The sequence below is a fragment of the Pseudomonas inefficax genome, from assembly GCF_032164165.1.
Classification (GTDB): Bacteria; Pseudomonadota; Gammaproteobacteria; order Pseudomonadales; family Pseudomonadaceae; genus Aquipseudomonas; species Aquipseudomonas inefficax.
The window spans coordinates 677,157-699,943 of the sequence record NZ_CP134401.1 but is presented as its reverse complement, the minus strand read 5'-3'; the positions used below and the strand labels follow the sequence as shown (position 1 = coordinate 699,943).

At 64.5% G+C, this 22,787-nt stretch carries 20 protein-coding genes; 14 read left to right on the top strand and 6 right to left on the bottom strand.

All coding sequences use genetic code 11. The features are described from left to right. Window positions 1–128 precede the first annotated feature (128 nt). The gene (locus tag RIN61_RS03165) at window positions 129–1,097 is read left to right on the top strand and encodes an alpha/beta hydrolase (protein ID WP_313855733.1); all 969 of its coding nucleotides are present in this window, start codon (window positions 129–131) and stop codon (window positions 1,095–1,097) included. Between the two features lie 128 nt (window positions 1,098–1,225). Here the strand turns inward: RIN61_RS03165 and pvdN are convergent, their stop codons facing one another. Both pvdN and pvdM read right to left on the bottom strand, forming a co-directional pair. Continuing rightward, complete coding sequence (gene pvdN, locus RIN61_RS03160) at window positions 1,226–2,512, bottom strand: pyoverdine-tailoring periplasmic protein PvdN (RefSeq protein ID WP_313855731.1); 1,287 nt, start codon at window positions 2,510–2,512, stop codon at window positions 1,226–1,228. Between the two features lie 17 nt (window positions 2,513–2,529). Then, the gene (pvdM, locus tag RIN61_RS03155; RefSeq protein ID WP_112253001.1) at window positions 2,530–3,876 is read right to left on the bottom strand and encodes a pyoverdine-tailoring dipeptidase-like protein PvdM; all 1,347 of its coding nucleotides are present in this window, start codon (window positions 3,874–3,876) and stop codon (window positions 2,530–2,532) included. A 187-nt stretch (window positions 3,877–4,063) separates the two neighbouring features. Here pvdM and pvdP point away from each other — a divergent pair, with 187 nt between their 5' ends. After that, window positions 4,064–5,674: a pyoverdine maturation tyrosinase PvdP gene (pvdP, locus tag RIN61_RS03150; RefSeq protein ID WP_112253000.1), complete on the top strand. Its 1,611-nt coding sequence runs from the start codon at window positions 4,064–4,066 to the stop codon at window positions 5,672–5,674. A gap of 121 nt (window positions 5,675–5,795) precedes the next feature. Here pvdP and RIN61_RS03145 read toward each other — a convergent pair whose 3' ends face one another. Genes RIN61_RS03145 through RIN61_RS03135 form a run of 3 tightly spaced genes read right to left on the bottom strand, consistent with a single transcriptional unit; the run spans window position 5,796 to window position 10,340 of the window. Next, window positions 5,796–7,199 carry an efflux transporter outer membrane subunit gene (locus tag RIN61_RS03145; RefSeq protein ID WP_207878624.1) on the bottom strand — a complete coding sequence of 468 codons (1,404 nt, stop codon included), beginning with the start codon at window positions 7,197–7,199 and terminating at the stop codon, window positions 5,796–5,798. Window positions 7,200–7,202: 3 nt separating this feature from the next. After that, entirely contained in the window at window positions 7,203–9,167 is a 1,965-nt protein-coding gene (locus RIN61_RS03140; RefSeq protein WP_207878622.1) for a MacB family efflux pump subunit, read from the bottom strand. Further along, window positions 9,168–10,340, bottom strand: a complete 1,173-nt coding sequence (locus tag RIN61_RS03135; protein ID WP_112252997.1) for an efflux RND transporter periplasmic adaptor subunit — start codon at window positions 10,338–10,340, stop codon at window positions 9,168–9,170. A 331-nt stretch (window positions 10,341–10,671) separates the two neighbouring features. On the opposite strand from RIN61_RS03135, the gene RIN61_RS03130 reads away from it, so the two are divergent. The 3 genes from RIN61_RS03130 (at window position 10,672) to RIN61_RS03120 (ending at window position 13,215) form a co-directional block, all read left to right on the top strand. Beyond that, on the top strand, window positions 10,672–11,148 hold the full coding sequence (locus tag RIN61_RS03130) for a sigma-70 family RNA polymerase sigma factor (RefSeq protein WP_112252996.1): 477 nt from the start codon (window positions 10,672–10,674) through the stop codon (window positions 11,146–11,148). A 168-nt stretch (window positions 11,149–11,316) separates the two neighbouring features. Next, complete coding sequence (locus RIN61_RS03125; protein ID WP_112252995.1) at window positions 11,317–11,796, top strand: histidine kinase; 480 nt, start codon at window positions 11,317–11,319, stop codon at window positions 11,794–11,796. Window positions 11,797–11,868: 72 nt separating this feature from the next. Then, the gene (locus RIN61_RS03120) at window positions 11,869–13,215 is read left to right on the top strand and encodes an MFS transporter (RefSeq protein ID WP_112252994.1); all 1,347 of its coding nucleotides are present in this window, start codon (window positions 11,869–11,871) and stop codon (window positions 13,213–13,215) included. Window positions 13,216–13,271: 56 nt separating this feature from the next. Here RIN61_RS03120 and RIN61_RS03115 read toward each other — a convergent pair whose 3' ends face one another. Beyond that, complete coding sequence (locus tag RIN61_RS03115; RefSeq protein WP_112252993.1) at window positions 13,272–14,954, bottom strand: electron transfer flavoprotein-ubiquinone oxidoreductase; 1,683 nt, start codon at window positions 14,952–14,954, stop codon at window positions 13,272–13,274. Window positions 14,955–15,491: 537 nt separating this feature from the next. On the opposite strand from RIN61_RS03115, the gene RIN61_RS03110 reads away from it, so the two are divergent. The 9 genes from RIN61_RS03110 to RIN61_RS03070 all read left to right on the top strand — a co-directional run bounded on the left by RIN61_RS03110 (window position 15,492) and on the right by RIN61_RS03070 (window position 22,709). Further along, window positions 15,492–16,241: an electron transfer flavoprotein subunit beta/FixA family protein gene (locus tag RIN61_RS03110; RefSeq protein WP_014590265.1), complete on the top strand. Its 750-nt coding sequence runs from the start codon at window positions 15,492–15,494 to the stop codon at window positions 16,239–16,241. Beyond that, entirely contained in the window at window positions 16,242–17,171 is a 930-nt protein-coding gene (locus RIN61_RS03105; RefSeq protein WP_085691592.1) for an electron transfer flavoprotein subunit alpha/FixB family protein, read from the top strand. A gap of 214 nt (window positions 17,172–17,385) precedes the next feature. Then, a complete protein-coding gene (locus RIN61_RS03100) occupies window positions 17,386–18,207 on the top strand; it encodes a substrate-binding periplasmic protein (protein WP_112252992.1) in 822 nt (273 codons plus the stop codon). 9 nt (window positions 18,208–18,216) lie between these two features. After that, window positions 18,217–18,570, top strand: a complete 354-nt coding sequence (locus tag RIN61_RS03095) for a DUF4398 domain-containing protein (protein WP_112252991.1) — start codon at window positions 18,217–18,219, stop codon at window positions 18,568–18,570. After that, window positions 18,567–19,379 carry an OmpA family protein gene (locus tag RIN61_RS03090; RefSeq protein WP_112252990.1) on the top strand — a complete coding sequence of 271 codons (813 nt, stop codon included), beginning with the start codon at window positions 18,567–18,569 and terminating at the stop codon, window positions 19,377–19,379. The genes RIN61_RS03095 and RIN61_RS03090 overlap by 4 nt, the downstream gene beginning before the upstream one ends. A 310-nt stretch (window positions 19,380–19,689) precedes the next feature. Further along, window positions 19,690–21,132 carry an aminotransferase-like domain-containing protein gene (locus RIN61_RS03085; protein WP_112252989.1) on the top strand — a complete coding sequence of 481 codons (1,443 nt, stop codon included), beginning with the start codon at window positions 19,690–19,692 and terminating at the stop codon, window positions 21,130–21,132. 63 nt (window positions 21,133–21,195) lie between these two features. Beyond that, window positions 21,196–21,687 carry a hypothetical protein gene (locus RIN61_RS03080; protein WP_112252988.1) on the top strand — a complete coding sequence of 164 codons (492 nt, stop codon included), beginning with the start codon at window positions 21,196–21,198 and terminating at the stop codon, window positions 21,685–21,687. A gap of 129 nt (window positions 21,688–21,816) precedes the next feature. Then, window positions 21,817–22,071, top strand: a complete 255-nt coding sequence (locus tag RIN61_RS03075) for a YkgJ family cysteine cluster protein (protein ID WP_025339973.1) — start codon at window positions 21,817–21,819, stop codon at window positions 22,069–22,071. Between the two features lie 32 nt (window positions 22,072–22,103). Then, window positions 22,104–22,709 (top strand): START domain-containing protein, encoded by a 606-nt coding sequence (locus tag RIN61_RS03070; RefSeq protein WP_112252987.1) that lies wholly within the window; start codon window positions 22,104–22,106, stop codon window positions 22,707–22,709. Window positions 22,710–22,787: the final 78 nt, after the last annotated feature.

Below are 22,787 nucleotides of genomic sequence, written 5' to 3'. Positions count from 1 at the left end.
GCGGTCTTTCGTTGTGCAGGGATAACGAGTGCTCGCACCAACGATTTAGCCGTGTGGACGGGTAATTTTTCGGCATGCTGCTACGTCCCGTAGGGAGGCTCGAGTCACATTTCACCCAAGGAACCCACATGGCACTGCACCCTGATCTGGCGGCATTTCTGGAACTGGTCGAATTTGGCCGGCTGACGGGCAGGAGCCTGCCCATGCACGCAATGGACGTGGCCCAGGCCCGTGCCGAGTTCGAGGGCAGCTCGCAGGTACTCGACCCGAGCCCGCCCGGCAACGTCACGGTCAGCGAGTTGCAGGTTACCGCGCGCGACGGTGCCCGCCTGGCTGCTCGTCTGTACCGCCGGGGCGATGCCGGGGCTGCCTTGCAGCCAGTGATCCTGTACCTGCATGGCGGCGGCTATGTGGTCGGCAGCCTCGATTCGCATGACTCGGTGTGCCGTCGCCTGGCGGCCCTGGGCGAGTTCGCGGTGCTGGCGGCGGACTACCGGCTGGCACCGGAGCAGCAGTTCCCGATGGCCCTGCACGATGCGCTGGACGCGGCCAACTGGCTGGCCGAGCAGGCGGCCTCGCTGGGCCTGGACAATCGCCGGGTGGTGCTGGCAGGGGACAGCGTGGGCGCCAGCCTGGCGGCGGTGCTGGCCATTACGGCGGTGGCGCAGCCCGAGGCGCTGGCGTTCAAGCCGCTGGCACAGTTGCTGTTTTACCCGGTGACCGATATCTCCTGCCAGCGTGAGTCCCATCGCCAGCATGCCGAGGGTTACCTGCTGGAGACGCCCACCCTGGAGTGGTTCTACCAGCACTATGCGCCGCAGCGCGAGCAGCGCCTGGACTGGCGGGTGTCGCCGTTGCTGTCGACGCTGCGCCAGCCTTTGGCACCGGCTTACCTGTTCGTGGCCGAATATGACCCGTTGCATGACGAGGGCATGGCCTATCGCGACTGGCTGGTGGCAGGCGGGACGGCGGTGACCTTTGCCCGGGTGGAGGGGCTGACCCATGACTTCTTGCGCATGTCGGGGATCGTGGGGCAGGTGGAGGGGATTTACCGGGATGTCGGGGAGTGGTTGAAGCGGGTCGATGGCCAATCCTGACTTGAGCTCGCCGGGGGCGCGTTGCGCCCCTTTCGCGACACAAGGCCGCTCCCACAAAAGCACTGCGCCCACCGAACCATGTGGGAGCGGCCTTGTGTCGCGATGGGCCGCAAAGCGGCCCCCGGGCCTCACCCGCGAACGTGCTTCTTCAACGCATCGACCAATCGCTCGATCTCCGCCTCGGTATTCAACAGCCCAGGCGCCGTCCGTACCACCGGCCCCACATCCCGCGACACGGCATCCACCACGATGCGCTGGCTGTTGAGGTACCGGGCCACCTCGTCAGCATCCTGCCCCGTCACCCGGAAGAAGGTGAACCCCGCCGAATACTGCGTGCTGCGCGGTGTCACCAGCTCGATCCCCGGCAGCGCTTCAAGCCGCTGCCTGAGATAGCCATTAAGCCCATGAATCCGCGCCTGCACCGCCGCCTTGCCCAGCTGCAGGTGTAGCTCGAACGCCTTGCCCAATGCCCAGCGGTGCTCGAAGGCGTGGTAACCCCCGGGCGTCATCACCGTGGCAAAGTCCTCATTCTCGGAAAGCGTCGCAATGGTCGGGTTCAGCTGCTTCAGTTCGCTGGACGCCGCGCAGATGATCCCGGTACCCCGTGGCCCGAACATCCACTTGTGCGTGCCGGCGATGAAGTAGTCGCAGTTGAGATCGGCAAAGCGCATGTCTTCGACGCCGAAGCCATGCACACCGTCGATCACGTAGATGATCTGGTCCTGCTCGTCACGCTGGCGATTGACCTCGCGCACCAGCGCGCCGATCTCGCCCACGGGCAGTTTCACGCCACTGCCCGAGTGCACCCAGGTCATGCCCAGCACTCGGGTTTTAGGCCCGATGGCCGCCGCGATGGTGGCCAGTACCTGGTCGCTGGTGACCTTGGCGGGGTCGTCGAACAGGCGCAACCGGTGGACCGGTGTGCCATCGCGCGAGGTGCGGAAACCCATGGTATGGCGGGCGGCCGAATGCTCGTGCACGGTGGTGAGAATTTCCTGCCCCGGGGCAATCTTCAGCCCGCCATAGATCAGCCCCAGGCCTTCGGTGGTGCTGCCGGTCAGGGCGATTTGCCGGGGCGTCACTTCGAGGTAGCGGGCTGCCCATTCACGCACGGCGGCTTCGTGCTTCCACTCCGACTGGCTGTCCCAGTCGACCATGCGGGCCGGGTGGTGGTCGAAGCGCGCACGCAGGGCCTCGATGGCTTCGCGCACGGGCCGTGGGTGCGAGGTGATCAGGAAGTTGGCAAAGTGCGCGTACGCTGGGTCCAGCTCGAACAGGTTGCGAAACGCGGCCCAGTCGCTGGCGGTCGCCGGTGGTGCAGTTGCCGCTTGGGCGGCCGGCAGCAGTGGGCCTGTGAGGGGCAGGGCGGCCGCAAGCAGGCCGGCCTGCTTGAGAAAGGTGCGACGATCGTTCATCAAATGGCTCGCTAGGGTCAGGGGGATGAGGTGGCGACAGGTTGCGCGGCGCGCTGCACCTGCTCCCACACCCGCAGGAAGTTGCCGCCCCAGAGCTTGGCGATATCCGCTTCGGAGTAGCCGCGGCTGATCAGTTCGGCGGTGACGTTGCGTGCTTCACTGGCGTTCTGCCAACCGTCGATGCCGCCGCCTTCATTGAAGTCCGAACTCAGGCCGACATGGTCGATGCCGACCTTGCGCACGGTGTAGTCGATGGCGTCGCCATAGTCCTTGAGCGTGGCCGGCGGTTCTTCCTCGAGAATGCCGTACAGCGCGTTGGCGTACTGGCCGACCTTCTGCTCGGGCCAGCCGGCGATCACCGGGTCACCGGGCATCAGTGCGTAGTCGAGGTTGGCCAGTGGCGGCAGGTCGTAGCGGGCGCGCAGGGCGTTGAGTTTGTCCTGGGTCTTGCTGCTCAAAGGCTTGAGATAGGTGGAGAAGGCCACCAGCTGGATCACGCCGCCGCTGTCCTTGATCAGCTGCAGCTCCTTGTCGGAGAGGTTGCGCCTGATATCGACCATGGCCCGTGGCGCCGAGTGCGAAGCCACCACCGGCGCGCGGCTGAGGGCAACGGCCTGGGCCAGGGCCTTGCTGGACATTTGCGACACATCGATGATCACGCCCAGGTCGTTCAGCCGCTGCACGGCGCGCTTGCCGAGCGGCGAAAGGCCGTCCAGGGCATCGGCGGTGTCATTGAAGAACGGCAGTGGGCGCGAGGAATCGGCCCAACTGTTGTTGCCCACGTAGCTGAAGCCGAACATGCGCACGCCGCGCGCGGCCCAGCGGTCGAGTTGGTCTATGTCATCGCCCAGGGCATAGGCATTGAGCATGCTGAGGAACACCGCGAATTTGCCTTCGCCGTGCAGGCGCCGCATGTCTTGCGGGGTATAGGCGATACCCACCTGCAGCGGGAAGTCGCGGACCATGGCGGTGATGGCGTTGTAGCGCACCTCCTGGGTGTGGCGGGCGGCTTCGACGAAGCCTGGGGTGGGGCGGTGCGGGCCACCGTCACCGGTCCAGGATTCCGGCCAGGCGAAGATGGTCAGGGCCGCGCCGGACAAGCGCCCGCGTGCGGCCTTGGCCAGGTCGAAGCGGCCATTGCCATCCCTGTCGGCTTCGCTGCCTTCGGTGCCGAAGGTCAGCGGCAGGGTGACATGGCTGTCGAACGAGATGATGCGTTCCTGCAGGTCGTTGGCCTGGCGGGTCACCTCCCTGGAGTAGCCGGCGGGTGTGGCGAAGTAGTGCCAGGCGGCAAACCCGGCGCCAGCGGCAACCGCCGCGGCCAGGCTGATAAACAGGGCTTTCTTCCAGCGTGGAGTCGTCATCTTGGTCTCAATAGGTTCACCGTCGAGGGATGGGCACAGAGGCCGCCGCTACCTGCAGTGAACGAGCGCGCACCCGGGAAATTTAGCCGCGTATGCTCCCTGAACGCCGCTAAATTTCGCCTGCCGTGCAACGTTCTAGCCTTGGACGGGCCGTGCTCCATGGCCGCAATGAATGCACAGGTATGCAATGACGATTTCCCGACGCGGTTTCATCGCCGGTGTGGCATTGACGGGTGTGGTGGTGCCCGGTGCGCTGGGGGCGCTGTATATGCAGCGCCAGCGTGCCGCCGAGGAATTCCCGGAAACCCCTGGCGAGGCCGTCGTCGAGTTGGCCGATACCCGCCTGCAGCAGCTGGGCGATACACTGCGCGGCATCTGGCGCTGGACCCTGCAGGGCAGGGATGCGGGGCTGGACGGTCTACCCACGGGTGAACTGGAGCTGTTCCTGGATGTGACGACCAGCGGGCGGGCCTTGCGCGGTTACCTGGATACCCCCGAGCGCCTGCGCGGGCAGGAAGAGCCGCGCTACCGCGTGGTAGGCGACCTGTTGGCGGACAAGCCGGGCACCCTGCGCTGGCGCCTGTTTTCGGCCCAGGCCCGCTATGAGTGCCACATCGTGCTCGACGAGGTCTGGGGCCGGTTCGGCAACGCCGGGCCGGCCACCCTCAGCGGGCGCATTGCACGCCTGGACCGCGCGCTGACATTGCCCGTGGAGGACAACCAGTTCCTGGCCTTGAAGCGCAGCTTCCCCGAGGCGCGCGAGCGTATCCCGCTGAACCCGCAACTGCTGGCCTGGCTGACCGCCCCGGAGCATCGCCTGTTCCACCAGCTGTGGCACTCGTCGCGGGACAAATGGCACAAACTGAGCAAGGACAAGCAGGGCGCCCTGCGTGGCCTGGGCTGGCAGCCCGGGCCGCGTGACCGCGAGCGTGACGCGCGGGGCCGGCACAAGGACCGCAACGGCTCCGGCGAGGATTTTTTCTTCATGCATCGGCACATGCTTGGCAGTGCCCGCGCCTTGCAGGACTTGCCGTCATGGACGCGCTTCCCGTTGCCGCAGCCGGAACTGGAACGCGACCGGGCCGGCTTCGCCCGCTACTTCGACAACCATGACGGCAATGCCCTGCCGCCCACCTGGCTGGCCAGCGGTGATGCGGAATACACCCAGTGGGTACGCGACATCAAGACACCGGATACCTTCCATGGCAACTTCCAGGTCTGGGAATCACGCTACACCGACCCGGAGTACCTGAGCACCTTGACCCTGGGCCAGTTCGGTTCGGAAGTGGAACTGGGCCTGCACGACTGGCTGCACATGCGCTGGGCATCGGTGCCGCGCGACCCCTCCAACGGCATGCCGGTGCCGACGGCGCGCACGCCGGATGATTTTGCCGAACGCTGGTTTGCAGAACAGAACGATTTTCTCGGTGATCCGTTTTCATCCCATGTGAACCCGGTGTTCTGGCACTTTCATGGCTGGATCGACGACCGCATCGAGGACTGGTTCCATGCCCATGAGCGGCTGCATCCGGGCGAGGTGCGGCGCCTGGAAGTCAATGGCGTGCCATGGTTTGCGCCAGGTCGCTGGGTGGAGGTGGCCGACCCGTGGCTGGGGCCGGATACCCACGGTTGCTCGACGGTGCCGGGCTTGCGCCCCGGGCGCAGTGTAGAGATGGACCCCGAGACCATGAAGCTGGCGTTGCGCATCATCTACAGCGATGACGACCTGCTCGACAAGCTGCGGCCCAAGGTACCGCAGCGGCCGTGGTATGCGCGCAACCTGAAGGTGCGGAACTAGTCGCTGCCTGCGTTGGCCCTATCGCCGGCAAGCCAGCTCCCACAGGTGCAGTGCATGTCTTGAACCCGGCGCAGAACCTGTGGGAGCTGGCTTGCCGGCGATAGGGCCGGTACAGGCGCCCCTAATGGCTGACCACCCACCCACCCCCCAATGCCTTGTACAACGCCACGCTGCCCTGCAACCGGGCCAAGCGCAGTTGTGCCTGTTGGTCCTGCGCCGCATACAAGGTGCGCTGGGTCTCCAGCACGCTCAACAACGTCTCCGCGCCCGCGCCATAACGCTGCTGCGCCAGGTCGAACGCCAGCCGCGCCTGCGTCACCTCTTCATCCTGCCATTGCCGCTGGTGGTCCACGCCCCGGATCGCATTGAGGGCTTTCTCGACATCGGCAAAAGCGGCCAGGATGCTGCTGCGGTAGGTCTCCAGCAACTCCATCTGTTCAGCTTCGGCCAGTTCACGCGCGGCACGCAGCCGGCCGTTGTTGAAGATCGGCGCGACCAGGCCGCTGGTAAGGGTGTAGTAGGAGCTGTCGAACAAATGGGCAAAGGTATTGGCGCCAGCCCCCAGGTTGGCCCCGAGGGTGAGCTTGGGCAGCATGGCGGCGCGGGCGACCTGCACGTTGGCGCTGGCGGCGGCCAGCCGTGCTTCTGCCGCGGCAATGTCCGGGCGGCGGGTGAGCAGTTCGCTGGGCACGCCGCTGCCAATGGCGGGCCATTGCAGGGTGTTGATCGCGTCCTGGCTGGCAGGTAGCGATTGCACCGGGTCGCCGAGCAGGGTCGCCAGGGTGACCCGGCTGTCTTGCCACTTCTGTTCCAGTAACGGCAGTTGGCGTTGCTGCGCGGCCACCAGGCTGCGCTGCTGGGCTAGTTCCAGGCGCGTGGCGGAACCGCTGCGCTGGCGTGCTTCGACCAGGCCCAGCACGTCCTGGGCGTTGCGCAGGTTGAGGCGGGCAATGCGCAACTGCTCCTGCAGGGCCAGCCCCTGCAGGTAACTGTCAGCCACCGCGCTGACCAGGGTCAGCTCCACGGTCTGGCGGTCGAAGCGGCTGGCATCCAGGCTGCGCAGTGCACTTTCGCGGGTCGCCCGCAGGCCGCCCCAGAAGTCGATTTCGTAGCTGGCGCTGAGCTGCATACCGAACGAGGTGCTGGTGGGTTCGCTGCGGCTGACATCCAGCTGGTCGTAGCCGTCGCCGTGCAGCAGGCGTTGGCGGCTACCGTCCAGGCCCAGCTTCAGCTCCGGCAGCAGCGGCGCGCCAGCAATGACGGCGCGGGCCTGGGCCTGGCGTACCCGCGCCGTGGCGGCAGCCAGGTCGTGGGCATTGTGCAGGGCGTGCTGCACCAGGCGGTCGAGTTCGCGGCTGGCGAAGGCTTGCCACCACTGTGTCGTTGGCAGTTGTGCCGAGGGTGATGCGGCCTCGCCTTGCCAGGCGGCTGGCGCGGCGATGCCGCTGGCGGGTGTTGGCGGCGTGCTGCAAGCGGCGAGGCATATGCATAAGGTCAACAGGCTGATGCGGCTAGGCAGAGTCATGGGTTATTCGCTGGTAAGGGCTTTGACCGGGTCGAGGCGGGCGGCTTTGCGCGCTGGCATGAAGCCGAACACGATGCCGGTAACGACGGCGCAGGCGAAGGCGCCGAGCATGGCGGGCAGGGCAAAGGCCACTGCCACTTCGGCCAGCATCAGGCCACCACCAATGGCCAGGGCCAGGACGATGCCGGCCAGGCCGCCGACCATCGACAGCATCACCGCCTCGCTGAGGAATTGCCGCAGAATGTCGCGTTGGCGCGCGCCGGTGGCCATGCGAATGCCGATTTCACGGGTGCGCTCGCGCACGGTCATCAACATGATGTTCATCACGCCGATGCCGCCCACCAGCAGCGAAATCGCCGCGATCGCCCCCAGCATCAGCGACAGGCTGTTCTGCGTGCGCGCCTCGGCCTGGATCAGCGCCGCGTCATTGGTCAGCTCGAAGTCCTGGCGGCCGTTGTGGCGCTGGCGCAGCAGCTTGTCGATGGCCGCTTCGGCTTCGTTGACCCGCGTGGAGTCGAGGGCAGCAACAGCGATGTAGTCCGGGTCGCGCTGGCCGAACAGGCGGATGGCTGCAGCGGAATAGGGCACCACGATGCGCCCGTCGCTGTCCTGGTCGCCAGAGCTGGCGCCCTTGCCGGCCAGGATACCGACCACCTGGAACGGCACATTGCCAATCAGCAGGTACTGCCCCAAGGGGGCGCGCCCAGGGTCGAGCATCTTTTCCCGCACTTTCTGGCCGATTACCGCCACCGCGGCAGCGTTGGCTTCATCGGTATCGGTGTAGAAGCTGCCTTGCACCGCCGGCCAGTTGAAGATCTCGGGGAACCCGGTGTTGTTGCCACCCACGTAGAACCGCTGGCTGTTGTTGCCGTGGCGCACCATCATCTTTTCGCCAATCACCGGCATCACGTGCTTGACCTGCGGAAGTTGGCCGATGGCGGCGACATCGTCGAGGGTGATGGTGCCGGCCTGCTCGCCCAGGCTTGCCGGCTTGCCGTTGAGGTAGAGGATGTTCGAGCCGAAGGCTGCCATCTGCGCCATGACCTGGCGCTTGCTGCCTTCGCCCACCGCCAGCATCACCACCACCGAGGCCACGCCGATGACGATGCCCAGCAGGGTCAGGGCGGTGCGGAAGCGGTTGACCCACATCACCCGCCAGGCCGCCTGCAGGGCTTCGAGCAGTTCGCCTTTCCACGCGCCGTGCAAGGTCGCGCCACGGTCCAGGCGCTGGCGCAGCTGGTCGGCCTGCAGCCCGCGGCCATTGTCGACCGTGGGCGTTTCGGCGGCCGAATCGCTGATGATCAACCCGTCACTGATTTCGATCACGCGCTGCGCCCGCGCCGCGACGTTGCGGTCATGGGTGATCAGGATGATCACGTGGCCCTGGCTGGCCAGTTCGTCGAGCAACGCCATCACTTCGGTGCCGCTGTGGCTGTCGAGGGCGCCGGTGGGTTCGTCGGCGAGGATGATATGGCCGCCGTTCATCAACGCCCGGGCAATCGACACCCGTTGCTGCTGGCCGCCAGACAACTGGTGCGGGCGGTTGCCGGTGCGGCTGGCCAGGCCCAGGCGGCCGAGCAGGGCGCTGGCACGGGCGTGGCGTTCGTCGGCGGCGACGCCGGCATAGATGGCCGGCATTTCGACGTTTTCCTGGGCCGAGCCCGAGGGGATCAGGTGGTAGCCCTGGAACACGAAGCCAAACGCTTCGCGGCGCAGCCAGGCCAGTTCGTCGCTGCCCAGCTCTGCCACATCCTTGCCGGCGAAGCGATAGCTGCCGGACGTGGGGCGGTCGAGGCAGCCGAGGATGTTCATCAAGGTCGACTTGCCGGAGCCGGAGGCGCCGACGATGGCGACGAACTCGCCGGGATGGATGCGCAAGCTGATGCCATGGAGGATATCGACCTTGGGCGTTTCGACGCCGCCGTAGGATTTACGGATGTCGACCAGTTCGATCAGGGGTGTGCTCATTCAACCTCCGCTGACGCCAGGAGCGCCGATCACCAGGCGTTCGCCTTCGTTGAGGCCGTCCAGCACCTGCACCCGCAGGCGGTCGCTGAGGCCGGTGCGCACCTGGCGCTGTTCCACCTTGCCGTCGGCGGTCAGCACATGCGCCAGGCGCAGGCCATCGCCGTCGTCCAGCGCGGCCAGTGGTACGGTCAGCACCTGGCTGGCTTTGCCGGCGACAAAGAACACCTGCGTGGTCATCTCGGCCATCAGTGCTCCGTCTGGGTTGTCGACATCCAGCAGCACGCTGTACTGCACCACCTGGCTGCCGGCACTGCCATTGCTGACGCTGGCCGGGCTGCCGCCGCCCTGGCTGGCCTGCTCCAGTGGCTTGGGCGGGATCGGCAGCACTTGCCGAACGGTACTGGTCCAGCGGCGTTTGCCGCCGGCCAGGGTGGTGAAGTAGGCGGTCATGCCCGGCGTGACCTTGCCGATGTCGGCCTCCGACACCTGGGCCCACACGGTCATCGGCGAGAGCTTGGCGATGCGCAGGATCAACGGGGTTTGCTGTTGGGCGTTGAGGGTTTGCCCCTCACGGGCATCCACCGCCACTACCGTGCCGTCCATCGGCGCGTAGATGCGCGTGTAGCCCAGCTCGGCCTCGTCACTACGCAGGCTGGCCTGGGCCTGGCGGATCTGCGCCTGGAACATGTCGATACGTGCCTGGGTGACTTTCAGCTGTGCGGCGGCCGTTTGCACATCCTCGTCGCGGGTGGCGCCGGCGGCGGCCAGGTCCTGTTGGCGTTTGAGCTGCTGCCGGGCCAGTTGGAACTGCGCACGTTGTTCGGCCAGTTGGGCCTTGAGGTTGTCGATCGAGTAGCGGCCGGCATCCAGCCGGGCCTGCTGGGTCGAAGGGTCGATCTCGACCAGCAGCTGGCCTTTGCGCACTGTGTCGCCGACCTCCACATGCAGGGTGTGGATCTGCCCCGACGCCTGGGCACCGACGTCCACGTAGCGCCTTGGTTGCAGGGTGCCCAGCGCGGTGACGCTGCTTTCGATGTCGGCGCGGGTCACGGCAACCGTGCTGAGCGGCTGTGCGCCGTAGGGCAGGGCCTTCCAGGCCAGCAGGCTGCCCAGGCCGAGCAGGCCCAGGCCGGTGAGCAGGAGCCGGCGACGGGTGTTGGTTAAAGGTCTCATGCAGACATCCAGCCGAGGGGGTGCCAGATAGACGAAAGCGGCAGGGGGGGATTTAGCGCAGTGAATTTGGTGCGATCTGTGTAGGAGCGGCCTTGTGTCGCGAAAGGGGGGCGAAGCGCCCCCAGGATATTCGCATCACTGCAGATTGCCGGGGCCGCTTTGCGGCCCTTTCGCGACACAAGGCCGCTCCTATAGGGATTGTGTATGCCTTGGCCCTTGTTGCTGAGAATAATTATAATTTGTAAGATCGCACGCTGACATCACTCGGTCCCGCGTTGCTGCCTGAAAGGGCTTTCTGGCATAGGCTGGCAGGACGATCTCAGGTAACGTCGTGGAACATTACTATCGCGAACTGGTGGGCTTCCTTTCCGCGCGCCTGGGCAGTCGGCAGGCCGCCGAAGATGTGGCGCACGATGCCTACCTGCGGGTGCTGGAACGCACCGACGCCGAGCGCATCGAGCACCCGCGTGCCTTCCTTTACCGCACCGCGCTCAACCTCGTGGTCGACCGCCATCGGCGGCATCAGGTACGTCAGGCCGAGCCGCTGGAGGTGCTGGACAGCGACGAGCGCTGGCACACCCCGGCGCCGACTTACGACATGCAGTTCGACCAGCGGCTGGCGCTGATGCAGCGCGCTCTGGGTGAGCTGAGCAAGGTCTGCCGCGACTGTTTCCTGCTGCGCAAGCTGGAAGGTCTGTCACACCAGCAGATTGCCGAGCACCTGGGGATTTCCCGCAGCCTGGTGGAAAAGCACATCGTCAATGCCATGAAGCACTGCCGGGTGCGCATGCGCGAGTGGGAATCCTGATCGCCGGGTTGAATGCGGATGAAAATTCCGTCAGTCGATCACTTGATTTCCGCGGCTTTCCCGACTTCTATCAAAGAAGACCCCAGCCAGGCGTAGCCTTGGCAGCAGCCGTTACTGGCGCAGTATGGTCATGGAGCCTACCCATTACCCAACTGCCCAGGTCCCGCCATGGCCAACAAGACCCTGCGCATCCTCATCGCCGACGCACACCCCTGCCAGCGCCTGCAGCTGGAGCGGCTGCTCAACGGCCTGGGTTACTACCGGATAGCGCCAGTGGACAGCTTCGAGGAGCTGCAGCGCCTGGTGCTGAGTGCCTTGCAGCCGTTCCACCTGTTGTTGGGCAATATCGAGCTGGCCAGCCATGCCGGGGTCGATCTGGCGCGCTTCTGTCGCGTCAGCACGCAGATCCAGCATGCCCTGCTTTATCACTCTACCCAGTTGCAGGTGCCATTGGTGCCGCAGACCGAGCGCCAGGCCGTCAGCCTGAGCCTGCCCCAGGTGCCCGACAACGAGGCTCTGGAGGCATTCATGGCGATCATCGATACGCCGCTGCTGGTCGGCAAGGCACCGCTGCCGGGCACCGTGCCGGCTGCTACGGCGCGGCCACGGCCGAGGGCCAATTTCGTCAACACCATGTTCAGCCGCTAAAGCCGCAGCGGGCGGGGCAAGGGGGCAGCTATTTGCTATCCTCTTGCCCTTTGCCGATTTGCGGACCCTGCCATGACTGCCATCGATACCGCTCGCCCGCCCCGGTTCAGCCGCGGCGACCACCGGACCCTGGGCCTGGCGGCGTTGGGCGGCGCGCTGGAAATCTACGACTTCATCATCTTCGTATTCTTTGCGCTGACCCTCAGCCAGCTGTTCTTCCCGCCCGAGATGCCCGAATGGCTGCGCCTGCTGCAAAGCTTCGGAATCTTCGTCACTGGCTACCTGGCGCGGCCGCTGGGTGGCATCCTGATGGCGCATTTCGCCGACCACCTGGGGCGCAAGCGGGTCTTCAGCCTGAGTATCCTGATGATGGCCCTGCCGTGCCTGTTGATCGGGGTGATGCCGACTTACGCCGACATCGGCTATGCCGCGCCGCTGATCCTGCTGGCCCTGCGCATCCTGCAGGGCGCGGCGGTGGGCGGCGAGGTGCCGAGCGCCTGGACCTTCGTCGCCGAGCACGCGCCAGCCGGGCGCCGCGGTTACGCCTTGGGCTTCCTGCAGGCCGGGCTGACCTTCGGCTACCTGCTGGGGGCGTTGACCGCGACCTTGCTGGCACAGCTGTTCACCCCCCAGGAAATCCTCGACTACGCCTGGCGCTATCCGTTCCTGCTCGGCGGGGTATTCGGCGTGATTGGTGTGTGGCTGCGTCGTTGGCTCAGCGAAACACCGGTATTTCTTGCCCTGCGCGCGCGCCAGCAGCAGCCGGTGAGCTTCCCGCTGCGGCGGGTGCTGGGCGAACACCGCCGGGCGTTGATCCCGGCGGCGCTGCTGACCTGTGTGCTGACCTCCGCCGTGGTGGTGCTGGTGGTGATCACCCCGACAGTGATGCAGCAGCGCTTCGGCATGAGTGCCGGGCACACTTTTGCCTTGAGCAGCGTGGGTATCGTCTTTCTCAACATCGGCTGCGTGCTGGCAGGGCTGTTGGTCGACCGCGTAGGCGCCTGGCGGGCGCTGATGCTCTACAGCCTGTTGCTGCCGGTGGGCATCGGTGCGTTGTATGCCAGCCTGGTGGGGCAGTGGGGCATGACCTGGCTGGCCTATGCGCTGGCGGGGTTGAGCTGCGGTGTGGTGGGGGTGGTGCCGTCAGTGATGGTCGGGTTGTTCCCGGCCGAGATTCGCGTGTCGGGCATTTCCTTCACCTACAACGTGGCCTACGCACTTTGGGCCAGCACCACACCGCTGGCGCTGATTGCGCTGATGCCGTGGAGCCCTTGGGTGTGTGTCGGCTTTTGTCTGGTCATGGGCACCGTGGGGCTGCTTACCGCCTGGTATTTCGGGCGTGGTGAATCGCTCGCAATGACTGAGCCAGACCTCCAGCTCACGCGCTCCTACACGGGCCAATACAGCCAGAACAGGTAAAACAAAAAGCCCCCGGCTCGTGAGAACCGGGGGCTTTTTATTACAAGGGCAGGGCCTTACATGTTCGGGTAGTTCGGCCCGCCAGCGCCTTCAGGGGTGACCCAGGTGATGTTCTGGGCCGGGTCCTTGATGTCGCAGGTCTTGCAGTGCACGCAGTTCTGCGCGTTGATCTGGAAGCGCTTGTTGCCGTCTTCCTGGGTGACCACTTCGTACACGCCCGCCGGGCAGTAGCGCTGGGCCGGCTCGTCGTACAGCGGCAGGTTGCTGGCGATCGGCACGTTCGGGTCGGCAAGCTTCAGGTGGCAGGGTTGTTCCTCTTCGTGGTTGGTGCTGGAGAGGAATACCGAGCTGAGCTTGTCGAAGCTGAGCTTGCCGTCCGGTTTCGGGTAATCGATCTTCTGCGACTCGGCCGCCAGCTTGAGGCAGGCGTAGTCCGGCTTGGTGTCGTGCAGGGTGAACGGCAGCTTGCCGCCGAACCAGTTCTGGTCCACATAGTTGAACGCTGCGCCCAGCAGTGGGCCGAACTTGTGCATGGCCGGGCCGAAGTTGCGGCTGGCGAACAGTTCTTCGTACAGCCAGCTGGCCTTGAAGGCGCTGACGTAGCCGTTCAGCTGGTCGCCGCCTTCGCTGCCGGCGAGCAGAGCGTCGGCCACCGCTTCGGCGGCCAGCATGCCGGACTTCATCGCGGTGTGGCTGCCCTTGATCTTGGCGAAGTTAAGGGTGCCCAGGTCACAGCCGATCAGCGCGCCGCCGTTGAAGACCATCTTCGGCAGCGAGTTGAAGCCGCCCTTGCAGATGGCACGGGCACCATAGCTGATGCGCTTGCCACCTTCGAGGTATTGCGCCATCACCGGGTGGTGCTTCAGGCGCTGGAACTCGTCGAACGGCGACAGGTACGGGTTGGCGTAGGACAGGTCGACGATCAGGCCGACCACCACCTGGTTGTTTTCCAGGTGATAGAGGAACGAACCACCGGTGTTGTCCTTGGCCATCACATCCAGCGGCCAGCCGGCGGTGTGCACCACCAGGCCCTGCTCGTGCTTGGCCGGGTCGATTTCCCAGATTTCCTTCAGGCCGATGCCGTAGTGCTGGACGTCGGATTCGCTATCCAGGTTGAAGCGCTTGATCAGCTGCTTGCCGATGTGGCCACGGCAACCTTCGGCAAACAGGGTGTACTTGCCACGCAGCTCCATGCCAGGGGTGTACATGCCATCTTTCGGGTTGCCTTCACGGTCGACGCCCATGTCACCGGTGACAATGCCGCGCACCACGCCGTTTTCATCGAACAGCGCTTCCTGGGCGGCGAAGCCCGGGTAGACTTCCACGCCCAGGTTCTCGGCCTGCTGGGCCAGCCAGCGGCACAGGTTGCCCAGCGAGATGATGTAGTTGCCCTGGTTGTGCATGGTCTTGGGCACGAACAGGTCAGGCACCTTGGTCGAACTGCCGGCATCCTTGAGCACGTAGATGTCGTCACGCTTCACTTCAGTGTTCAGCGGCGCGCCGAGCTCTTTCCAGTCTGGGAACAGCTCGTTCAGGGCGCGAGGTTCGAACACTGCGCCGGAGAGGATGTGGGCGCCGACTTCAGAGCCTTTTTCCACCACGCAGACGCTGATTTCGCTACCGGCTTCGGCGGCCTTCTGCTTCAGGCGGCAGGCGGCGGACAGGCCCGCCGGGCCTGCGCCGACGATGACCACGTCGAATTCCATGTATTCGCGTTCCACTGGTTCTCTCCTACTCATCAAGGCTCGTGCTGTTGCTTTGTCTTATGGGTGCGCGGGGCATTCGCAGCGGTTCTACGCAACGGCGGAACTGTAGCTGGGCAAATGACGGACTACACCGTTTTGTCTTGGCCGCGCATTATATCTACACCACTTGGCGGGTCCAATACAAACGTTTGTTTGAATTTGCCGCAGGCCAGTAAAATCACAGGAACGCGGCTGGAGGGTGACCGATTTGCCGTATTGACCGGATTGGGTGTTACGGTCAAGATACGAGCGGTTTTACGTTCGCCGTAGGCTTGCAGCCGGGCGCAGGTACACCTCTAAAGACCAGGTGTGGAGCAGGGTTTTGCGGCCTTGGGCCGGTTTGTAGTGGAGTTTACACGCCACGACAGAAAATGACCCGTAAGTATTCGTCGCAAGAGTCCGGACAAGACTGTTCGGTCACTGTGAAGTTACCGCCTCCCGGTACGTTTTTAGAGGTGCCCTTGTACCCACGCGCATCGCCGGGCCTGGCCCCAGGCGACTATCTATTCACCGGAGAGTAACGAGGAATCCATGAAGGTTCTTGTAGCTGTCAAACGAGTGGTCGACTACAACGTCAAGGTTCGCGTCAAGGCGGACAACTCCGGCGTCGACCTTGCTAACGTCAAGATGTCCATGAACCCCTTCTGCGAAATCGCCGTGGAAGAAGCCGTACGCCTGAAGGAAAAGGGCGTCGCCACCGAGATCGTCGTTGTTTCCGTCGGCCCGACCACTGCCCAGGAGCAGCTGCGTACCGCCCTGGCCCTGGGTGCCGACCGTGCCATCCTGGTCGAAGCCGCTGACGAACTGAATTCCCTGGCCGTGGCCAAGGCGCTGAAAGCCGTTGTCGACAAAGAGCAGCCGCAGCTGGTCATCCTCGGCAAGCAGGCCATCGACAGCGACAACAACCAGACCGGCCAGATGCTGGCTGCGCTGACCGGCTTCGCCCAGGGCACCTTCGCCTCCAAGGTCGAAGTGGCTGGCGACAAGCTGAACGTCACCCGTGAAATCGACGGCGGCCTGCAGACCGTTGCACTGAACCTGCCGGCCATCGTCACCACCGACTTGCGCCTGAACGAGCCACGCTACGCGTCGCTGCCGAACATCATGAAGGCCAAGAAGAAGCCGCTGGAGACCGTCACTCCAGACGCGCTGGGCGTTTCCCTCGCCTCCACCAACAAGACCCTGAAGGTTGAAGCCCCGGCTGCCCGCAGCGCTGGCATCAAGGTCAAATCGGTGGCCGAACTGGTCGAGAAGCTGAAGAACGAAGCGAAGGTAATCTAAATGACTATCCTGGTTGTCGCTGAATACGAAAACGGTGCCGTAGCCCCGGCCACCCTGAACACTGTTGCTGCTGCCGCCAAGATCGGTGGTGATGTGCACGTGCTGGTTGCTGGCCAGAACGTGGGCGGCGTTGCCGAATCCGCAGCCAAGATCGCTGGCGTGGCCAAGGTACTGGTTGCCGATAACGCCGCCTACGCCCACGCCCTGCCAGAAAACGTCGCGCCGCTGATCGTCGAGCTGGCCAAGGGTTACAGCCACGTGCTGGCCCCGGCCACCACCAACGGCAAGAACATCCTGCCGCGCGTTGCCGCGCTGCTGGACGTGGACCAGATCTCCGAGATCATCTCGGTCGAGTCCGCCGACACCTTCAAGCGCCCGATCTATGCCGGTAACGCCATTGCCACCGTGCAATCGAGCGCCGCCATCAAGGTCATCACCGTGCGTACCACCGGCTTCGACGCCGTGGCCGCCGAAGGTGGTTCGGCTGCCATCGAAGCCGTCGGCGCCGCGCACAACGCCGGCATCTCGGCCTTCGTTGGTGAAGAGCTGGCCAAGTCCGACCGCCCAGAGCTGACTGCTGCCAAGATCGTCGTTTCCGGCGGCCGTGGCATGGGCAACGGTGACAACTTCAAGCACCTGTACAGCCTGGCCGACAAGCTCGGCGCTGCCGTCGGTGCTTCGCGCGCCGCGGTCGACGCAGGCTTCGTGCCGAACGACATGCAGGTCGGCCAGACCGGCAAGATCGTAGCGCCACAGCTGTACATCGCCGTCGGTATCTCCGGCGCGATCCAGCACCTGGCCGGCATGAAGGACTCCAAGGTGATCGTGGCGATCAACAAGGACGAAGAAGCGCCGATCTTCCAGGTAGCCGACTACGGCCTGGTCGCTGACCTGTTCGAAGCGGTTCCGGAGCTGGAAAAGCTGGTCTGATCCGCCTGCTTCACTTATAAAGAACCCGGCCCTTGTACAGGGGGCCGGGTTTTTTTATGACCTGTCCTGGCCCCTGTAGGAGCAGCCTTGTGCTGCGAAGAGGCAGTCACAGCCATAGATATTTGTTGTTCATGCAGGCCCTTTCGCAGCACAAGGCTGCTCCTACAGGGGCGGCGTGTGCCGCTAGGGTGCGAAGCAATACAAGGAGTGAGGGATGACGTTGCGCGGAACGGGCTGGGCGCTGGCATGTGTGGCGCTGTTGATGTCGCCACTGGCCATGGCCGCAGGTAAATGCGAACGCCTGGTAGCAACCGGCAGCCCTGATGCGCCGCCCTATTCATGGCAGGACCCGAACGACCCGAAACACCTGATCGGCGCCAACGTCGACCTGCTGCGCCAGGTGGCTGGCGAGCTGGGCGTGAAAGTGGAGGTGCTGAGCGCCGGCCGTCGTGACCAGGCGCTGGAAGAGGTACGCAGCGGGCGCATGGACCTGCTGCTCGACACCCCCATGCAGGTGGAGCAACTGACTGCGCTGGACTATATCCACCCACCCTTGCAGCTCAACGAATACCTGGTGTGGACGCGCCACGACGCCACACTGGCCTTCGAAGGCCCGGCGGACCTGGCGCAGTACCAGGGCAGTTTGTCCGAGCGCGCGCGGCTGACCCCGGCCTTTACCGCTTTCGCCAAGGCCCAGCTGAAGCTGGTGCCGGCACAGAACCTGACCCAGGCGTTCCAGAAGCTGGTGCTCGGCCAGGTAGATTATGTGCTCGCTGGCCGCTATTCGGGCATGGCCATGGCCCAGAGCCTGGGCATGAGCAATGACCTGATCGCCCGCGGCCTGCCGGTGGATCGGCCGGGTCTGTACTTGGCCCTGTCCCACAATTCGGCTTGCAATGACAGCTGGTTGCGTGGGCAACTGGCGAAAAAACTGACAGAATTGCCGATCTCCGGTGCGTCCGAAGCCGTGCTGCAACGTAATGTCGAGCGCTGGAAAGCGCAGCTGCAGGTGCCGTCGGACGCCCCCAAACATTAGGAAGATTGCGTGAGAACCCAACCATTAATCCTTGCCCTGGCCGTGCTTGGCCTGGCTGGCTGCGCCAACGATCCGGCCCCTGACGAGCAGATGCGCATCTCCGAACAGGCACTGGCGCAGGCCAGGGCCGTCGGTGCCACCGAGCAGGTCGATGCGCTCAAGCTGGCTGAAGACAAGCTGGCCCGGGCCAAGACCAACATGCTCACCGAAGACTACCGCGATGCGCGCATGCGTGCCGAGCAGGCCGAACTGGATGCACGCCTGGCCGAGGCCCAGGTGTTGAACCAGAAGAGCGAAGAGCAGCTGCAATTGCTGCAGTCGCGGGTGCAGCGCCTGCGCAAGCAGTTGGAGGTGCAGCCATGATCCGTCGTGTGCCATTGGCCGCGCTGGCCGTGCTGGCGCTGGCCGCAGGTTTGCAAGGTTGCGCCAGCCAGCGCAGCAGCGCAGCACTGGATGACGCTGCCGCGGCCTTCCAGAAGGTCAAGGATGATTCCAATGTGCTGCGCAGTGCGCCGCGTGACGTGATTCGCGCCGGCGAGTCGCTGGCCCGCGCCGAGCGCCTGTCCAGCTACATCGGCACCGGTGCCGACGTGCGCCATTACGCCTACCTGAGCCAGCGCTACAGCGAAATTGCCAGCGAGCATGCCAAGCTGGCGCTGAACCAGGAGCGCCAGGCCAAGCTCGACCTGGAGCGCCAGCGCCTGCAGCTGGCCCTGCGTGAGGCCAAACTGGCCAGTGTTCAGCAGCAGGGCAAGTGGGTCGAGTCGCAGATCGCTGCGCTGGCCTCCGAGCAGGCCGACCGTGGTCTGGTAATGACCCTGGGGGACGTGCTGTTCGACACCGGCCGCGCCGACCTGAAGAACTCGGCAAGCCGTACCGTGCTCAAGCTGGTGCAGTTCCTTCAGCTCAATCCGCGCCGGGTGGTGCGGATCGAGGGCTACACCGACAGTACCGGGCCGGCCGAAGAAAACCTGAAGCTGTCCCGCGACCGGGCGCAGGCCGTGGCCGACATGCTGGTGGACCTGGGCATTGACGAGAAGCGTCTGCAGGTCGAGGGGTACGGCGACCAGTACCCGATCGAGGCCAATGCCTCGGAGCGGGGCAGGGCGCAGAACCGCCGCGTGGAGATCGTGTTCTCCGATGACAAGGGCAAGCTGGCGCCAGCGCGCTGACCGCTTGGCGGTGCGGTGGATGGCACCGGCTTTGCCGGTGTTCGCGGCTAAAGCCGCTCCCACAGGTACAGTGTTAACTTCAAGGTATGCACGGTTCCTGTAGGAGCGGCCTCGTGTCGCGAAAGGGGCGCAAAGCGCTCCCGGCTTTTCGTCGGCATACCCAGGCTTGATCGTTTCCATCGCTGTCACGCAACTGTATTGTTGACTATCCTGCCATCTGTCCCAGTACACTTTGCAACTGTTACGGTATCCTCTACCGTCAGTGAGCGACACAAGAACAACGAGCCCGTCCTCGCGTCGAGAGCCAGCCATGACCAACCTGCTGTTGTACCAGCGTATCGCCCAGCAACTGGCCGATGACATCCGTCGCGGTGTCTACCAGCCAGGCGAGCGGGTACCCTCCGTGCGCAAGATGAGCGCCCAGCTCAACGTCAGCCATGCCACGGTGCTGCAGGCCTATGCCAATCTCGAGGATCAGGGGCTGATCCGTGCGCGGCCGCAGTCCGGCTACTATGTGCACCAGACCCCGGCCCTGACTGCGCAGACGCCGGACATCGCTCGGGTAGAGCGCCCCGGCCTGGTCACCCGCGCCAGTATCATCCAGCAGGTACTGACCGAGGCTCGCCGTGATGGCGTGTTCCCGTTCGGCGCCGCGGTGCCGCACGTCGACTATCTGCCGGTCCGTGCCTTGCACCAGCAGATTGCCAAGGTGACGCGCTTCCACAGTCCGCGTGCCTTCAGCTACATGTTCAGCCCCGGTTTCGAGCCGCTGCGCCGGCAGATCGCCATTCGCATGCGTGATGCCGGTGTGCTGGTCGACCCGCGTGAAGTGATCGTGACCCATGGCTGTGTCGATGCGCTGCAGATGTCGCTGCGCGTGCTGACTCGTCCGGGCGACCTGATTGCCGCCGAATCGCCTACCTATTACGGGCTGTTGCAACTGGCTGACCTGCTGGGCCTGAAGGTGATCGAGATCCCCAGTGACCCCTCCACCGGCATCAGCCTCGAGGCCCTGCAGCTGGCGGCCAACCAATGGTCTATCAAGGCCCTGGTCCTGACCGCGCGCCTTAGCAACCCGCTGGGTGGCACTGTCCCGGAAGAGCGGCAGAAGCAGTTGCTGCGCCTGGCGTCGGACTTCGATATCCAGATTGTCGAGGATGACATCTATGGCGAATTGATGTTCGAGCAGGGCAAGACCAAGGCGCTGAAGGCGTTCGACCGGCTGGACCGAGTGATCTACTGCTCGAGTTTTTCCAAGACCCTGTCCCCCGGGGTGCGGGTCGGCTGGATGGTCGCCGGTCGCTATCAGGATGAAATCCAGCGCCTGCAAACCTTCACCACCCACTCGGCCTGCAGCGTGACGCAGATGGGTGTGGCGGCCTACCTGGAAAATGGCGGCTACGACCGGCACCTGCGTTACATTCGCCAGGAGTACCGCAAGAACCTCAGTGCCTACCAGCTGGCGGTGCAGCAGCACTTCCCCGAGGGTACCCAGATGACCCGGCCGACGGGCGGTTTCATTCTGTGGGTGAGCCTGCCGGGGCGGGTCAATACCCAGGAGCTGCATGTGCGCGCGCTGGAGCAGGGCATCAGTATTGCGCCGGGGCTGATCTTCAGTAATACCGAGCAGTTCAACCACTGCATACGCCTTAATTGCGGCATACCCTGGAACAAAGAGGCCGAGCGCGCGGTGATCACGCTCGGTTTGCTGGCCCAGCAATTGTGCCGGGAGCCAGCGGCAGCCCTTTTGTAGGCTTGCCACGCGCCCGTGGAACAGGGAGCATACGCACTTTTCCTGCCAGCCTGTCCATTTGCCATGAATGCTTTGCGCCGTTTTGCCCTGATTCTGTGTCTTGTACCGCTGTGCAGCCTGGCTGGTGTTGCCCAGGCTGCGCAGCCGGCAGGCCAGGCGCAGGCGGCCAAGCCGGTGCAGAAAGCCAAGCCGGCGCAGAAGGCTGCAGCCAGGCCTGCGCACAAGCAGGCGGCAAAAAAAACCGGTAGCAGCAAGGCCAGGGCGGCACGCAAGCCGGTGAGCAAGGAGATTGCCCAGCCGCTACCCAAGGCGAAGCTTGACCTCAGTCTGCCGGCCGACATGGTCGATAACCTTGAGCCGAATGTGGGCAGCCCTTCGCCGATACAGCGACGCAAACCTTTGCTGCCGCCCATGTTCACTGAAAAGCCGGAGACCAGTGACAGCCCGTTCCAGCTCAATGGCCGGTTGATCAGCAACGAAATGCAGCTGCAGCTGCGCAATGACAGCCGTCGCGACGTGGAAGGGGCGGCCATCGATTTCGAGTACCGCCAGTAGCCGGTGAACTGACTGCCGGGTCACGGCAGATTTCATCATGCCAGCAATTTCAAACGCCTGTTTGAGCGGTTACTATCCAGGGACGTTCGTCCCGTTTTGTTCCAGGGAGTCCTGATTTGGTGAATAGCCATGAATTGCCGTGAGGGTTGTGGTGCCTGCTGCATCGCCCCGTCCATCACCTCTGCGATGCCGCGCATGCCCAATGGCAAGCCGGCTGGCGAGCGCTGCCTGCACCTGACCGTCGACAACCTCTGCGACCTGTTCGGCAAGCCCGAGCGGCCGGCAGTGTGTGGCGGTTTCAAGGCGGATGTCGAGGTGTGCGGCAGTGACCGTGACGAGGCCATCAGGATTCTCGGTTGGTGGGAGCAGATGACGGCGGCGTGACAGCTGGATCTTCGACAACAAGGATAAACATGATGAGATCGTTCAAGCGTATTGCACTGCTGTGTGGCATGGGTGTTCTGCTGTCGCCTGCGGCCTGGGCCGAAAACTGGCAGGTGGCCAAGGACGAGGAGGGGATCAAGGTTTCCCTCAGCGAAGTGGCCGGTTCCAAGTACAAGGCCTATCAAGGCGTCACCTTGATCAAGGCGCCGCTGGCCAAGGTGCAGGCGTTGCAGGAGGACGTGGCCGGGGCTTGTGCCTGGATTCACGAATGCAAGTCGCAGAAGCTGCTCAAGCACGAAGGTGATCAGAGCTGGACCTACACCCAGTTCAATACGCCATGGCCGGTGACGCCGCGGGACTCGGTGTTGCATGTGACCACGGTCAAGGGGGCTGATGGCAGCCTGGTGCGCAACCTGAAGGAAGAGCCGACCTATATCCCGGAAGAGAAGGGCTTTGTGCGGGTCGCGAAGGTCGAAGGCTTCTGGAAACTGGTGCCCAAGGGTGACAGCACGGAAGTGACCTATCAGGTACACACCGAGCCGGGCGGTAGCGTGCCGGCGATGGTGGCCAACAAGTTCGTGGTGGATGCGCCGTTCAATACCCTGAAAGGGTTGCGGGAGCGGGCTGAGAAAAACTGAGGCATTGTACTGTCTGTACTGGCCTCTTCGCGGGTAAACCCGCTCCCACAGGATCTCCACAGATCTGCGGGCCTGTGG